Origin of the sequence: Halomonas sp. NPDC076908, assembly GCF_050269715.1 — a bacterium.
In the GTDB taxonomy this organism is placed as follows: Bacteria; Pseudomonadota; Gammaproteobacteria; order Pseudomonadales; family Halomonadaceae; genus Vreelandella.
Map to the genome: position 1 here is coordinate 106,775 of NZ_JBNNIW010000013.1, position 15,767 is coordinate 122,541.

Below are 15,767 nucleotides of genomic sequence, written 5' to 3' on the forward strand. Positions count from 1 at the left end.
CAGCGCTTACCCAACACCTTGCCGAAGATGTTGGCGAAGGGCCTGGCGAAGGGCTTAACAAAGAGATTTGCGAAGATAACTGGCAGGCACGTGTGGCCCACGCCTTTTCCAGAGCCGCCCCCCGCTACGATGCGCTAGCCACCGCACAGCGCCAGATAGGTGAAGGGCTATGGAACACACTGCCAGCATCTGCCACCCGCATTGTTGATATGGGATGCGGCACCGGCTACTGGACCCAGCGCCTGGCCGAACGCTACCCCGCGGCTCAACTGGCCGGCCTGGATATCGCCCCTGGCATGCTGGAACAGGCCCGCCAGCGCTACGGCGAAGGTATCCACTGGCAACAGGGCGATGCGGCAGCGCTGCCGTTTAGTGAATGCAGCGTTGATCTTGTATTTTCCAACTTGGCAGTGCAGTGGTGTCGCGATATTGGCGCTGTGATGAAGGCGATTTACCGCGTGCTTGAGCCAGGCGGCCACGCGCATATTACTACCTTACTGTCGGGCACTCTGGCAGAGATTGCCTTCGCCTGGCAGCGCCCCGAAGCGCTACTGCAAACGCCCAATCAAATAAGCGTTGCAGTGGCGATCGCTGAAAGCGGCTTAACCATCAACCGGCAAACCGCCAACGTTGAGCGCTACTACTACCCCGACTTGAACGCGGTAATGGCATCTATCAAAGGCGTCGGTGCCCAGCTCGCCAGACCGCAAGCTCATATTACCCGGCGAGATATCGCCGCTGCCAAGGCGCGCTATGAGCAGTTACGCCAACCGGAAGGCTTGCCAGTGAGTTACCACTGCCTAACGTTAACGCTGGAAAAACCCCAATGAGTGCATTTTTCATTACTGGCACCGACACCGATGTCGGTAAAACGCTAGTCACCAGCGGGTTACTCTATACCGCCCGCCAACAGCAGTTGAGCACGCTTGGCCTTAAGCCGGTAGCCTCTGGCAGCGAGCGAATCAATGGCCACCTGCGCAATCGCGATGCCCTCGCCCTTCAGCAGCAAAGCGTTCCGCCGGTCGCCTACGAACGGGTTAACCCCCTCACCTTCGAACCCGCTATTGCGCCCCACTTAGCCGCGTTAGAGGTAGGCCAACCGCTAAAAGCCAGCGCCATTGCTCACTTCCTGAGTGAAACGCTTCGCCAATCCCCACGCGACTTTACCTTGATAGAGGGTGCAGGCGGCTGGCGAGTCCCCTTAAACGACCAGGACGATTTTTGTGACGTGGCCATCGCCCTTGAGCTGCCGGTTATTTTGGTGGTTGGTTTAAAACTGGGCTGCTTAAATCACGCCCGCTTAACGGCGGAGGCCATTCGTGCCGATGGCTTACTGCTTGCCGGCTGGGCGGGCAGCGTGGTTGATCCGCTTTTTGCGGCGGATCCAGCTCGCTTTGATGCCAATATTGCTCATTTAAACGCCAAACTTGCGGCCCCTTGCTTGGGCATTATTCCCCACCTTGCCCACCCTGACGCCGCCACGGCGCACCGCTACTTATCACTGGAGTCGTTATGAGCACATCGGTTGGGCAACGCCACGTTTGGCATCCTTATGCCCACTTAAAAACCCATACGCCTGCACCCAAGGTCGTCGGCGGTGACGGTGTTCACTTTGTGCTTGAGAGCGGCGAACGGCTGCTGGATGCCACCTGTTCCTGGTGGTGCATGATTCATGGCTATGGGCACCCGCGCTTGGTGGCGGCCATTCGCGAACAGGCAGGGGAACTGTGCCATGTCATGCTGGGTGGCTTAACCCACGAACCCGCCGATCAATTAGCCCGCGAATTGGTGCGCATCACCCCCGCCGGACTGAATCACGTGTTCTACTCCGACAGTGGCTCAGTGGGCATGGAAGTCGCTATGAAAATGGCGCTGCAGTACCAGGTGCTTACCGGCCACCCTGAAAAAAGCCGCATGCTCTCATTGATGAAGGCCTACCACGGTGACACTACCGGCTGTATGGCGGTTTGCGACCCGGAAGAGGGGATGCATAGTCTGTTCGCCAGCCTGCTGCCTAAACATCACTTCGCTCCGGCGCCCACCGCCCCTTATGACGCTACGCCTGAGCAGGTTGCCCAGGATTTGGCTGGCCTGCGTGAGGTACTGGAACGCCACCACCACGAGATAGCCGCACTGCTGATGGAGCCGCTGCTACAGGCCGCCGGTGGACTCAATATGACCTCGCCCGCCTATCTAACCGGCGCACGCGAACTGTGCGATGAGTTTGGCGTACTGCTGATTTTTGACGAGGTGGCTACCGGCTTTGGCCGCACCGGCAAACTGTTTGCCGCCGACCACGCTGGCGTCACACCCGACATTATGGTGCTCTCCAAAGGCTTGACCGGCGGATACCTGGGCCACGCCGCGACACTTGCCACGGATCGTGTTTACGACGCCTTTATCGGCGATAGCCCCCATCACGCCTTTATGCACGGACCTACTTTTATGGGGAACCCGCTGGCCTGCCGTGTCGCGCTGGAAAGCCTGCGGGTCTTTGAGGAAGAGAGCTATCTCGGCAAGATTGATCAGTTAAATCACTTGCTGCGTCGGGAGTTAGTTGACGACGAGCAGCTACGCACGCACAGCAAGGTAGCCGATGTCCGCGTCCTCGGTGCTACGGCGGTCATTGAAGCCCACTCTGCTGAGGCGCTAAAAGGCGTGGGTAACTTCGCCCGCCAGCGTGGCGTATGGCTGCGACCCATTGGTCGCTGGCTGTATACCATGCCTGCCTACATCACCACGGAAGCGGAAATGACCAAGGTTACCGACGTCATGAAGGCGTGGTTTCTGGAACAGTAAAAAGCTTAGGGCAGCAGCAGATTACCCTGCTGCTTCCAGCGATTCACCAGGGCTGGCACGCCCTCACCAGCAGTGGTGTTGATCGCCAGCACACCCGCTGGGCTAAGCATATCCGCGTCCGGGTCGACCAGCGCACAGGGCGTATCGTAGTCAATGTAAGACAACAGCGATGCGGCGGGCATGACCGCCAGGGAAGTGCCCACCACCAGCAGAAAATCAGCCTGACTGACAAGCTCGCAGGCGTCTTCAAACAGCGGTACCGCCTCACCAAACCACACCACATCAGGACGCAGCTGGCTGCCCTTGTCGCATACACTACCCAATTCGATGCCGCCTTTAAGCAGCGGATAGCGCATGCGCTCATCGACTGATGAACGCGCTTTTAAGATTTCACCGTGTAAATGCAATACACTCCGCGACCCTGCACGCTCATGCAGGTCATCAATGTTCTGGGTAATGATACTGACGTGAAAGCCTTCTTGCTCAAGCGCTGCCAGCGCTTTATGAGCGGCATTGGGTTTGGCTTTACGGATCTGCTCGCGGCGCTGATTATAGAAATCCAACACCTGCTGTGGATTACGCTGCCATGCCTGGGGGGTCGCAACGTCCTCAACCGGATGGTTTTCCCACAGACCGTCGCTGGCACGAAAGGTTTTAATCCCGCTCTCGGCGCTAATCCCCGAGCCGGTAAACACCACCAAATGCGGGCTTGCTGCCATGATTACCTCGTTATCGATGCTTCATTGCACGCTAAATAGACCCCTAATATACCAACTGGCCGATGCTACCCGCAAAACGCTGCTTATTGCGGTAAGGGTAAACGTCGATGACGCGGCCATCGATGATCGCCTGCTGCAGTTCAAGCCAGTAATCCGGGTCGAAGAGCTCTGGGTGCTGATGCATGAATATATCGCGCAGTGTTTTATTGGCAAACATAAAGGGCCCGAACTCCTCGGGAAAGATATCGTTTGGCCCAATGGATAACGTATCGCCCCCCTGGAAATCATTGCCGTAGGACTTGGGAATGTGACGAAAACGACATTCGGTGAGATAGCAGACTTCATCGTAATCGTAAAAAATCACCCGGCCATGACGCGTCACGCCAAAGTTTTTTAACAACATGTCGCCAGGAAAAATATTCGCTGCAGCCATCTGCTTAATGGCATTACCGTAATCCTTAAGCACCATGACCGTCTCTGCGTCGCTACACTGCTCCAGATAGATATTTAGCGGGATCATCATCCGCTCGGTATAGCAGTGTTTAATAATCACCTTGTCGTCTTTCAACACCACGGTTGAGGGCGCCACTGCCAATAAGTGCTCCAGGCAATCCGGCGCAAAATGATCCTGACGAACAATAAAATTAGAGAATTCCTGAGTATCGGCCATACGCCCAACCCGGTCATGGCGCTTTACCAGGCGGTATTTTTCGCGCACCACCGCGTGGGTCACCTCTTTGGCTGGATCGAACTTATCTTTAATGATTTTAAAGACGGTGCGGAAACTGGGCAGCACAAACACCGCCATCACCATGCCACGCACGCCAGGGGCGATAATGAAGTGATCTTCACGCTTGGCTACCTGATGATTAAGCGCCCGAAAAAACGCGGTTTTACCATGCTTGAAAAAGCCGATTGAGGCGTAGAGCTCGCCTTCCGGCTTATGCGGCATTAGCTGCTGTAGGTAGTCAACAAACTCTCTAGGTACTGCCACCTCGACCTGAAAGTAGGCGCGGGTGAAGGAGAAGATAATCGAGACTTCATCGGTTTCGATCAGCACGGTATCCAGATGCAGACAAGGGTCGCCCCCTTGCTGGTCGCCAAACCCTTCGCCATGGAGTACCGGTAGCACTAGCGGCACCTGCTCGCCGCCGCCCAGGATGCGCCCGACTAGGTAAGCACCTTTATTGCGGTAGAAGACGCTATTGAGCAGCTCGATTTCAGTGTCATCGGCATTCAAAATAGTCGCTGGTAAGTGCTGCTGTAAAAACGTAGCGCCTAGCTGGGTATCGTGGCTGATATCCGCAAAGCGATTCTCCAATGGCGCATCCATCAGCGCCCACTTGAGCGCTGCCTGCCAGTCGCCGTTGACTCTATGTCTACGGCACAGCTCAATCCCCGAGCGGTGGGCAGCATCCTCCCGGGAGCTATACACAAACATCCAGTCGTTGCGGATATGGCGGTGGTGGAAAATGGCGCAGAACAGTGAGTTAAAGAAGGTTTCCGCCAGTTCAAAGTCGAGTCGATGGCTGATCAGCTCAGCGTAGTGGCTACGCGCTTCGCGCCAGCTCTCGCAGTGTGCAACCACGCCGGGGTCAAAGGTGCGCTTTAAGCGCCCCAGGGTGACATCGATTTTTTGCTGGTAGAGATTGATTCGCTCGGCAGATGCCTGCTGGGCGTCACGCCAGGCCGCATCACGAAAGCGACGACTGGCATCGGCAGTGATTTCTTTAAAACGCGCGCGGTACTCATCAAAACCATGCAGAATCGTCGTCGCTAAGCGGTACCCAGGGGAGTGTTTCACAGGCCAAACTCCAGATGATTTCCAACAGCTTCGTGCAACTGGAAACTACATACGAGACGACCTTGGTGGGGAACCCATGGAGTTTTAACTCGCGAGATCCATACGTTTGATCTGCAGGCAGAATGGGCCGGCGGTCCGATCAGCGATTAAGAATCCGATCTGGTAGATTTCACTTGGCGTTATCCCTGGGGCATCGCTCAGCACCGTTCCCCGGCGCACGGCCTCAAAAGCGCTCCAGGGAAAATGCAATGTCTCCCAGCTATTTTGCGCAGGGGTAAATCTCACTCGGTAAGCTGAAGCATCGCTAAGGGAGGTACTTTTTAGGCGCAGGTTGATAGGTGCGGCCATCACCCCGTCCGGTTAACGTTATGCCTTGTGCATCCGCAAGCGTTGCTTCAAAAGTGTCAGGCTCACGACGAACCGACGCAAAACCACCACCGTTTTCCAGCGACACCTCACCATGGAAACGCCCTTCGCCTCCTGTGACGCTAAAGCCACCCTGAGACACGCCGCCCATGACGCCATCATCAACGGAATACCAGCGCTGCTGTTCATAAGGATCATCAAAGGTCAGCGCCATACACACTTCTTACGCTCAGCTTAAAAATACAAGCCTCTGCACCTTGAGGCACAGAGGCTACGTTGACAAAACATTGTCAGCCTAGGCGATTCGCACTGCCAATTACAGCTTAGTCGCCGTTACTGGGGGAGCCACATGGAGATTATCCACATCTTCAGGTGTAGCAATTACCAGCGCAAACTCTTCTTCTGCGGTTTTCGCCACCAGATGATTTTTGCTGTAAAGAAAATAGTAAGCCGCACCGGCAATAAATAACACGATAGTGTAGTTAAATGCGCGGGGATCAAAAGCGTAAACCCCGGTGAGCGCTACTAACGCTAATACCAGCGCAATGGATGACGTTACGATGCCGCCTGGGGTCTTATAGGGCCGTGGCAAATCAGGCTGCTGTATGCGCAACATAATGTGGCTGAGCGCCATTAGTGCATAGGATATGGTCGCGCCGACCACAGCCATCCCCAACATTAGATCGCCTTCACCACTGAGAGAGACCAAGAAACCAAACACACCGGGCACGATCAGCGCCAAATAGGGCACCTTACGCCTGCTGGTGAGCGACAGTTGCTTAGGTAAGTAGCCCGCCCGGGAGAGCGCAAACACCAACCGGCTGTAACCATAGATAATTGAGAAAAAAGACGCAATCAGGCCAGCCAAGCCTAGCACGTTGACCACCGTTGCCAGGGTTGGATTACCCGCCGCATTCAGCGCGTCCACCAGCGGCACGCCACTTTGACCAATCATCTCAGCGCCCGCGGCACCGGCCAGTAGCACCACGACTAACAAGGCGGTAAACAGCAGAAAAAGCATGGCTGCGATAATGCCTTTGGGCATATCGCGAGCCGGATCTTTAGCTTCTTCTGCGGCCAGAGGTACGCCTTCCACCGCCAAGAATAGCCACATACCAAATGGCAGCGCCGCCCAAACCCCGTACCAGCCAAAGGGCATAAACGTACTCGCGCCAGCAGCATCGGTGGGCGCAATATCAAATAAATTAGCTGAGTCAAAGCTGCCTATTAGCGCCACCGCCGTGGCGAGAATGGCAAACACCGCCAGACCGCTAATCACCATCATGACTTTTAGCGCTTCCCCTACCCCCGCAAGGTGAATACCGATAAATACAGCGTAGAAAATCAGGTAAACCAACGGGCCATTAATTCCCAGCAGAGCTTCCACTGCGGCACCGATAAAAATCACAATCGCCGCTGGGGCCAAGGCGTATTCGATCAACACCGCAAGTCCCGTGAGGTAACCACCGGCAGGCCCCATGGCCTGGCGAGCGAAACTATAGCCACCACCCGCGGCAGGAATCGCCGCCGACATTTCCGCCAGAGAGAGCACCAGCGCTAGATACATCAGCGCCATTAAACAGGCAGCAATGGCAAAGCCGCCCCACCCCGCCTCGGCGATGCCAAAGTTCCAGCCGGCAAAGTCACCGGAGATAACATAGGAAACCCCCAGCCCCGCCAACAGCATCCAGCCAGCGGTGCCTTTGCGTAGTTGGCGCTTCGCCAGATACGCCTGATCAATCGATGGTTGTGTCATCATCTTGCCCTTTAAATGAGGAACGAAACAGACGTCAGCGGCGTGCCCTTTTCCATGTTGTTGTATGATTTTTTATTGGCGTCGTTGCGATAAGGTGCTTCAGACCATTAATCAGCCACCAAAAAGTTACTTGGTGAGCCGGTGCTGCCTGACTCCCCCTCCAACACGTTGTCTTCACTGCGATCTTTTAACTTAACCCCTGACACCTTGAGCTGACGGGCCTCTTTTAACAGCAGAAAGAAACGTCTGGCCGCTTCCTTCACCTGCAGGCCTGCCGGGCGTACATTGGAAATACAGTTGCGCCGGTCATCCTTAAGCCCTGGCTCTGGCGCCCAGGTCATATACAGCCCGAGGCTATCGGGTGAACTCAGCCCTGGGCGCTCGCCAATCATCACCAGCACGGCATCTGCATTTAGCAAAGCACCAATTTCATCACCAATCGCCACCCGCCCCTGCTCCACAATCGTTAGCGGCGCCAACTGCCAGTCATAGGCATCGCTGCTGAGCATTTGATAAAGGGCGCGAAGAAACGGCGTGCTGTTCTGCTGAACGGCCAGGGCGGAAAGGCCATCGACAATGACCACCGCAAGGTCATAGCGCTGCTGAGAAGCGACCGCTTGCTGCAACTTCTCACGGGACTCTTCGTTGAGACGACGGCCATAATCTGGCCGCTGCAGGTACATGGCACGATCTTGGGTATGGCTATGTAGAGATATTGGAGCCTCAGACAAAGTCAGCGCTTTGGTTAACTCATTAGCCAGCGTTTCCACTTCTAATGGGCAGTGCACAGCATCCTGGGCCTGGGCATGCGCTAACTGAAACGCCAGCAGCTTGCTGGTCGGCAGGCTCACGCCAGCACGCCCCAAGCCAATCCGTGCATCGGTAAACGCCTTCAACCGCTCCCAGGCATTCTCCACCACGATTGGAGATAGTTCGTCATGTGCCATGGCGTGGCTCCTTCGGCAGGTGGCGCAGGCTATTGGCAAAGGCGGTAGGGAGCTGGTCGTTAAGCCGATGGGTGCTGATATCCTGGAAAATCTGCATCTCCTCTAGCCAGCGCTCAAATTCAGGTGCTGCCTTCAACCCCAGCACTCGCCGGGCGTAGAGTGCATCGTGAAAGGAGGTGGTCTGGTAATTGAGCATAATGTCGTCGGAGCCGGGAATGCCCATGATAAAGTTGCAGCCCGCCACGCCCAGCAGCGTGAGCAGGTTATCCATATCGTTCTGGTCAGCCTCGGCGTGGTTGGTGTAGCAAACGTCGCAGCCCATGGGTACGCCTAGCAGCTTGCCGCAGAAGTGATCTTCCAGCCCTGCACGAGTGATCTCTTTACCGTCGAACAAATACTCGGGTCCGATAAAACCCACCACGGTATTTACCAGCAGCGGCTTAAACTTGCGCGCCACCGCATAGGCGCGTGCTTCACAGGTTTGCTGGTCAAGTCCGTGGTGGGCATCAGCAGAGAGCGAACTGCCCTGGCCAGTTTCGAAATACATCACGTTGCGACCCACCGTGCCGCGATTGAGCGACTGTGCTGCCGCCTCCGCTTCGGCCAAGGTGCTTAAGTCAAAGCCAAAGCTGCGGTTAGTGGCTTCGGTGCCACCTATCGATTGGAACACCAGATCGACCGGCGCACCCTGCTCGATGGCTTCTAACGTATTCGTCACATGAGTAAGCACGCAGGATTGTGTGGGAATTTTATACTTCTGAATCACCTCATCCATCAGACGCATCAGCTTGACGCTTTGGGCGACATTATCGGTCGCGGGGTTGATGCCAATCACCGCATCGCCGCTACCATAAAGCAGTCCGTCGAGAATGCTGGCGGCAATACCGGTGACGTCATCGGTAGGGTGATTGGGCTGCAGCCGGGTAGAGAGCCGCCCTGGCAGGCCAATGGTATTGCGAAACGCCGTGGTGACTTGGCACTTTTTAGCCACCAGGATCAAATCCTGATTGCGCATCAGCTTGCTCACCGCCGCCGCCATTTCAGGGGTAATACCCCTTCGCACTGCCGTTAGCACCTCACTGGAGGCTTGGTCAGAGAGCAGCCAGTTACGAAAATCGCCCACGGTGAGATGGCGAATGGGGGCAAAGGTATCGGCATCATGGTCATCCATAATCAGCCGAGTAATTTCATCCTCTTCGTAGGGGATCAACGCTTCATTCAAGAAGGTGGTGAGTGGCAGCTCAGCTAACACCATTTGAGCGACTACGCGCTCTTCGGCGCTCTCCGCGATCACCCCAGCCAAACGATCCCCCGAGCGAGGAGGTGTGGCCTTGGCCATCAGCTCAGCCAGGCTTGCGAAGCGGTAGCTCCGTGCCCCCACTGTCGTGTGATAGGTCTGTGCCATTGCGCTTTCCTTTTTAACCGCTCTACTTTTAAACACACTACTTTTTAAACCGCACTAAACGCGCATTAAGGTATAAAACTTGCTTGTTTCCACCATAACGCTATCACTAGAGAGGGAGTATCGAGTTTTGGCAAACCCACTAAATTTCCATTTACTTAATTAAATACATGAAGTTAAAGCGTTTAATTAGAGAGTTAGCGCTTTTAAAAACTCTGGGGAGCTTCCCATGTCCACGCTCGACAGCGTATTTGCACCAAAAAGATGCACCCAAGAAGCATTTGATGCCGATGAGCATGCGCAAAACCTGACACGTTGGCAGCAGGAGTATGACCAGCTCAGCCCTGGCAGCTTTTATGGCCGATTGGATGAAGTTACCCTAGAGACGATGCAGGTGTTTAAAGAGCACACCGGGCAAGCGCTACGTCAGCAGTGTCGCGTGTGGTCAGATTCGCTGTGGATCGGTATTCCAGCCACTGGCCAGGGATCGCGGATTAATGGCCAAGCGCTTAGCGAGGGCGAGGTAATGTGCCGCCCTGGCGGGCGGGATTTTGAATTGGTGACGCCGGAAGAATTCGATATCTATGGGCTGGTGATTCAATTACCAGCGTTAGCAGAGGCCGCTAAGCAACAGGGGATGAGCTTGGATACAGGCTGGCACGTCATGCCCCGTCGACAAGCGGCGAGCGAAACGCTCAATGCCGTCGCGTTTCTTATCGAGCGCCTGCTGACTAGCCAAACGCTGGCTATTGCTAGCCATATCCATCAAGACATTCTGCTGATGGCGCTGCTTGAACTCTTGCAAGCCGAACAGCCTAGTGCAGAGCTGCCGCCCAGCTACGCGCATCGTAAAGAAGTGGTTGATCGGGTAAAACGCTACGTGGATGAGCATATGGATGGCCCGGTAACCATGGAGGAGCTTTGCCAGTTGACCCATGTTAGCCGGCGCACGCTGCAGTACAGCTTTACGGCCATTTTGGGCATTAGCCCGCTGCAGTATTTACGTTTAACGCGGCTCAATCGTGTCCGTCGGGCGCTGCGAGCCGCATCACCCGATCAGTCGGTAACGGAAATAGCCACTTACTGGGGCTTCTGGCATCTGGGTCAATTCGCCCACGACTATAAGCAGCAGTTTGGTGAATGTCCGTCACATACGCTTAACGCAAAAGTAAGCTCAGTTAAAGGTCGGCAGATGCTTAGATTCGCGCCCTGGCAGGCCTAACTCAAACCAACTGTGATGAACCTTGCTGTCATTCCATATGTGATAGTGGAGTTGTGACATCATCACTGGGTCATCCAGAAAATCCAACCGTTCCAATCGACTCATTCCTGCTGGCCCCATCAGTACAGCGCGTGAAACCCGCTCAACTCGACGTTGGCATATTGGCTCGACATCAGTGTGCCGTGATGTCCCTAAGGCAGTGGCCAACGCATTCGGCACAGGGTCGACCACCACTTGGGCAAAAGACGGCGCCGACATTCCTGTGTTCATACAGCTAAGCAGGCTCACCATACGCCGCAGTACCCGTGGCGGTTGCGTTTCTTCGGGAATCCGGAACAGCCGTTTTTGAAAGCAGGCCTGCCCTAGCGAGACTCGACTCGATAATGCCGATACCGGAATGGATAACATTAAAGAAACAACAATTGGCGAGAGCCACCAAAGAAAAGTCGGTTCCATAACGTAAACACCCGCTGCCCACACAGCCCCTATTAGCGTTTGGCTCCAATGAGCTCGGATGGCATCACCCCACGTCGTGTCGCTATTTTCCCGCGATGGTGAACGCCATTGAACCGCCCACCCCATCACTGAGGTCAGTACAAAACGGGTGTGAAACAGCATTCTTACCGGTGCTAATAGCATCGAGAATAGCGACTCAAGCACCATACTCGCTAATACTTTGAGCGGCCCACCAAATTGACGGCTGCCCTGTATCCACACCAGCAGTACGCTTAGCAGCTTAGGCAAAAACAGTAGCAGTGCTGTTACACCAAACAACCCCACCGCTAACGTTGGGTTCCACTGTGGCCAGACAGGGAACAGCATCCCCGGCTCAGGAAAGTAGTTGGGAGTACTAAAGGTATGCACCGCTAGCAGTGCAGTAGAAAGAACCAGGAAAAGACACCACAGCGGCGCTGAAAGGTAAGACATTAAACCGGTCAGAAATACGGCACGGTGTACAGGGTGAATGCCTTGCGAAAAAAACAGCCGGAAGTTCATCAAATTTCCGTGACACCAGCGCCTGTCGCGATTGAGCTCATCAAGCAGATTAGGCGGCATTTCTTCATAGCTGCCTTCTAGTGTGTAAGCAATCCATACCCCCCAGCCGGCGCGGCGCATCAGCGCCGCCTCGACAAAGTCGTGGGACAAAATCTCGCCTGACATTGAGCCTTTACCGGGTAGCGGCGCGAGTATGCAGTGCTGCATAAACGGGGCCAGGCGAATGATGGCGTTATGCCCCCAGTAATGCGACTCGCCTAACTGCCAAAAATGCAGCCCCGCGGTAAACAGCGGCCCGTACACCCGCGTCGCAAACTGCTGCATACGCGCGTACAAATTAAGGCGTCCAGAAGCGCGTGGCGCCGTTTGAATAATGCCAACCTTGGTGTGCACCTCCATCATCTGCACTAGCCGGGTAAGGCACTTGCCACTCATAACACTATCGGCATCCAATACCAGCATATAGCGATAGAGCGCCCCCCAGCGACGACAAAAATCGTCAAGATTACCACTCTTACGTTTAACACGACGCTGACGACGGCGATAAAAAACCTGACCGAAAGCGTCCAGATCACGGCACATGCCTAACCAGGCATAGGTCTCCTGAATGGCAATATCAGGGTCTGACGTATCGCTTAAGATGAAGATATCGAAATGCCGGTCATTGCCCGTACTGCGCAGTGATTCCAGGGTGGCGCGCACTCCGGCGAATACCCTGGCAACATCCTCATTACAGATCGGCACCAGCAATGCTGTGCGCGCCTCATCATCAATCGGCTCGTCGCCCACCTCGCTGTCAATGGCGTAGCGATCATGGCTTCGCAATAATTGGAAAAATCCCATCAAAGCTGTCCAAAACCCCGCGGACACCCAGGCGAACAGCAGCACAAACAACGACAGGATGGTGACCTCAAGCCACTGTAGGCCCTGGCCGGGAAGTACGGTACGCATCTGATTGGCAGCGATGATACTTTGACCAAAAATCAGCACCAGCAAAATCCATCGACGCCTTCTGGCAACCCACTTCCAGGACGCAGAGGGCGACTCTCTTTTCCGCTTTCGAAAATCACCGTTAGCCCAGCGCTTGAAACGTTGACCAATATTCACAAAAGGATTGGTCGACCACTTCTGGGGTGCCAACGGCGTTCGTTTCATCACGGGTGAAGTGCGCAGCCGCGTAATCCCCGACGTGTCCGTTGTCAGAACGTCTGGCGGCGCTAACGGCGGCTCAGCATAGGCAAGCGCCAAGCGCCGACCCACCGATAACGCCGCCGAGTTATTATTGCCTTCACCGTGGACATCACTATGCCCATTACTATTCTCGCCCAATGCAGCATGCAGCGAAGCCATGTCGTGTTTATCAAGATCACCAACTAATAACCTGTAGCGCTCCTCACGATCCTGGGTCTCTAACGCCAAGCGCTCTAAATAAAGATCCGTTGGCGTTGCCTTCAAAGAAGACATTATTTCAGCCATTGGCGGGCAGCCTATAGTACCAAGTCTCGGATACCTGATTGCCATCGAGCAGTAGCTTGGCCCTGATATCCAAAGGCTGATTACCGTTATTGCGCTTCACATTAACAAACACACGCCAGCCGCCGGTAGCCGGATTAGGAACAACGCGGCTATTGGTTAATTCGCCATTATCGCCAACGCTTGCCTCAACGCTCATGTTTGCACCACTGCCGATACCGTCAAGCGAGGGCCCGATAAAATCGAGGACAAAAGCGAGTGACCCGTCGGGTTCACGGACTAAGTCATCCCGAATTACCTCGCCCCTAGAGCGACGTGTTGCGTCCACCCACGCAAGCTGCGTATCAAGGTGACGACTTTCATTGGTAGTGAGCGTAATGCGGTAATCGAACGCCAGGGGTGTTCCTGGCTCATGAGCTGCATCTGCTAACCACATTGATACGATGTTATCGTTGGTCTCGTTGTTTGTCGGAATCTGAATCAGCTCGACACTACCGCCCCCCCACTCATTGAGTGGCTCAACCCAAGCGCTTGGGCGCAAATCATAACGTGCATCAAGATCCTGATAGTTGCTAAAATTGTGGCCTCGTTGCATCAGGCCATACCCGTTTAACTGAGGCGTTGCATGCCTATTCATCATCAATCTGGCCGGATTGGCTAGCGGGCGCCACATCCAGCCATTCTGCGCATCATTGATTAATAGACCATTAGAATCATGGATGGCAGGAATATAGTGCAGTGTTGATGAAGGTTGTTCAGGGCCATAAAGGTACATGCTGGTTAGCGGTGCTATGCCCAGTTTCTCGACTGCTCGGCGCAAATATAGCCGCGATTGTACGTCGACTAAGGTGTCTTCTCCGGGACGTAATACGAAGCGGTAGGCGCCGGTAACGCTAGGTGAATCAAGCAGTGCGAAAATAGTCAAATACTGGCTTTCTGGACTAGGTTCGACGATCCACATTTCGCTAAAGCGTGGGAACTCTTCGCCCGATGACAATCCCGTATCAACGGCCAGCCCGCGTCCAGAAAGACCATAAACCTGCCCTCTGCCAACAGCACGAAAATAGCTTGCTCCCAGAAATACCATCACCTCATCTTTACGATCAGCGTCATTGAGTGCGTGGTTGACCCTAAAGCCAGCAATACCAAGGCCATCGCTATTTTTAACATCGTCGGAGATATTTAAATCACCGTAAGTAAAGTCGTCAGGGTTGTAAGCAAAGCCATGTACCTCGCCCTGCTGATCAATACTGTTTAATTGGATGGCACTGTCGTAATGCATCCCTTCATGGATAAAACTCAGTGTAAATGGTGAATCATTGCCGCTCCATACGTCGCGATCTCGCTTGTACTGTATTTGCGCATACTGCGCATGATTGAGCTCGCGCAGCTCATTGGGCAACGACGCTTCTGGGGCACGGTAACTCTGCTGGGCGAGTTCCTCTGCTCTTTTAGCCACATCATCGAAGCCAAACGCAAAAGCCTCAAGCGGAATGCTTCCCACCAGCAGCCCGCCCAAAACGGCTAGTGGAAAAAAACGTTTGCGGCGTAAAAGTTTACTTCGCGGGGTCGATCCACTCATTTAGCGTAATCCTCCTGTCCAATCCTTGACTGAATTCAAATTCGCTTTTTTGCCGAATCGACATACGATAGAGTCCTTTCGATCAGCTAAATGCGTTTTTCTACTGTTGCTCGCAGTCGCTCAGACTCACACCATGCGTGCATCTAAAGAGTAGATTACATTTTAGATATAACATGAGTCTAGACTACTTGGCACTCTGACTGGCCGGGCTTTTTGAAAGGGCTGAGGAAAAAAATTAGAATTTGCTCAATATGTGGAGCCGCGAGCATAAGCGCTATCTGAAGCGAGTCGTCTACAAGCCGCAGAAGACATATATAGACATGCAGAGCCTCTCATGGCCATCTGCCTAGGCTAGATAAGCCAACGCTGGGAAAACTGCTCGGCCGTTAACGGCCGGTCAAAATAGTAGCCTTGTGCCTGAGTACACCCCATCGACAGCAAGGCGCTTGCCTGAGCCTGACTCTCAATCCCTTCAGCAATTGTCTCTAATCCTAACGTGTTCGCCATGGCAATAATCGTGGCCACAATGACACGATCATTGTCACTGGTCAGCATATCTCTTACGAAGGAAATATCGATTTTGATTTTATCGGCTGCGAAGCGCTTTAGCCCGAATTTCTCACGGGGTATAAAAGAAAGCGGCTGAAAGTGTTAACGTTTCAGGGCCTTACACCAAAAACCAACACCAACAGCCGCTTCCA

General features: G+C 54.3%; 14 protein-coding genes. 4 read left to right on the top strand and 10 right to left on the bottom strand.

Annotated features, from left to right (window positions below):
• Positions 1-65 precede the first annotated feature (65 nt).
• From ACQKE4_RS10020 to bioA, 3 genes are read left to right on the top strand one after another with little or no spacing between them, the layout of a single operon-like run.
• Complete coding sequence (locus tag ACQKE4_RS10020; RefSeq protein WP_427388190.1) at positions 66-830, top strand: methyltransferase domain-containing protein; 765 nt, start codon at positions 66-68, stop codon at positions 828-830.
• On the top strand, positions 827-1,516 hold the full coding sequence (gene bioD, locus ACQKE4_RS10025) for a dethiobiotin synthase (protein ID WP_427388174.1): 690 nt from the start codon (positions 827-829) through the stop codon (positions 1,514-1,516). The genes ACQKE4_RS10020 and bioD overlap by 4 nt, the downstream gene beginning before the upstream one ends.
• Entirely contained in the window at positions 1,513-2,799 is a 1,287-nt protein-coding gene (gene bioA / locus ACQKE4_RS10030; RefSeq protein ID WP_427388175.1) for an adenosylmethionine--8-amino-7-oxononanoate transaminase, read from the top strand. Before bioD ends, bioA begins: the two co-directional genes overlap by 4 nt.
• 5 nt (positions 2,800-2,804) lie before the next feature.
• Here bioA and ACQKE4_RS10035 read toward each other — a convergent pair whose 3' ends face one another.
• The 7 genes from ACQKE4_RS10035 to ACQKE4_RS10065 form a co-directional block, all read right to left on the bottom strand.
• Positions 2,805-3,518: an SIR2 family NAD-dependent protein deacylase gene (locus ACQKE4_RS10035; RefSeq protein ID WP_427388176.1), complete on the bottom strand. Its 714-nt coding sequence runs from the start codon at positions 3,516-3,518 to the stop codon at positions 2,805-2,807.
• Positions 3,519-3,561: 43 nt separating this feature from the next.
• On the bottom strand, positions 3,562-5,322 hold the full coding sequence (gene aceK / locus ACQKE4_RS10040; RefSeq protein WP_427388177.1) for a bifunctional isocitrate dehydrogenase kinase/phosphatase: 1,761 nt from the start codon (positions 5,320-5,322) through the stop codon (positions 3,562-3,564).
• A gap of 84 nt (positions 5,323-5,406) precedes the next feature.
• A complete protein-coding gene (locus ACQKE4_RS10045) occupies positions 5,407-5,670 on the bottom strand; it encodes a CIA30 family protein (RefSeq protein WP_427388178.1) in 264 nt (87 codons plus the stop codon).
• Complete coding sequence (locus tag ACQKE4_RS10050) at positions 5,627-5,902, bottom strand: CIA30 family protein (RefSeq protein ID WP_427388179.1); 276 nt, start codon at positions 5,900-5,902, stop codon at positions 5,627-5,629. The genes ACQKE4_RS10045 and ACQKE4_RS10050 overlap by 44 nt, the downstream gene beginning before the upstream one ends.
• Before the next feature lie 102 nt (positions 5,903-6,004).
• Positions 6,005-7,444 carry an ethanolamine permease gene (gene eat / locus ACQKE4_RS10055; protein ID WP_427388191.1) on the bottom strand — a complete coding sequence of 480 codons (1,440 nt, stop codon included), beginning with the start codon at positions 7,442-7,444 and terminating at the stop codon, positions 6,005-6,007.
• 107 nt (positions 7,445-7,551) lie between these two features.
• Positions 7,552-8,391, bottom strand: a complete 840-nt coding sequence (eutC, locus tag ACQKE4_RS10060; RefSeq protein WP_427388180.1) for an ethanolamine ammonia-lyase subunit EutC — start codon at positions 8,389-8,391, stop codon at positions 7,552-7,554.
• Positions 8,381-9,796: an ethanolamine ammonia-lyase subunit EutB gene (locus ACQKE4_RS10065; protein WP_427388181.1), complete on the bottom strand. Its 1,416-nt coding sequence runs from the start codon at positions 9,794-9,796 to the stop codon at positions 8,381-8,383. The genes eutC and ACQKE4_RS10065 overlap by 11 nt, the downstream gene beginning before the upstream one ends.
• A gap of 226 nt (positions 9,797-10,022) precedes the next feature.
• Between ACQKE4_RS10065 and ACQKE4_RS10070 the strand changes: the two genes are divergently transcribed.
• Positions 10,023-11,015, top strand: coding sequence for a helix-turn-helix domain-containing protein (locus ACQKE4_RS10070; RefSeq protein WP_427388183.1), 993 nt, complete (start codon positions 10,023-10,025; stop codon positions 11,013-11,015).
• Here ACQKE4_RS10070 and mdoH read toward each other — a convergent pair.
• The 3 genes from mdoH to ACQKE4_RS10085 form a co-directional block, all read right to left on the bottom strand.
• Entirely contained in the window at positions 10,968-13,475 is a 2,508-nt protein-coding gene (gene mdoH, locus ACQKE4_RS10075; protein ID WP_427388184.1) for a glucans biosynthesis glucosyltransferase MdoH, read from the bottom strand. The genes ACQKE4_RS10070 and mdoH overlap by 48 nt on opposite strands.
• Before the next feature lie 4 nt (positions 13,476-13,479).
• On the bottom strand, positions 13,480-15,066 hold the full coding sequence (locus ACQKE4_RS10080) for a glucan biosynthesis protein G (RefSeq protein WP_427388186.1): 1,587 nt from the start codon (positions 15,064-15,066) through the stop codon (positions 13,480-13,482).
• 351 nt (positions 15,067-15,417) lie between these two features.
• Entirely contained in the window at positions 15,418-15,696 is a 279-nt protein-coding gene (locus ACQKE4_RS10085; RefSeq protein WP_427388192.1) for an EAL domain-containing protein, read from the bottom strand.
• Positions 15,697-15,767 lie beyond the last annotated feature (71 nt).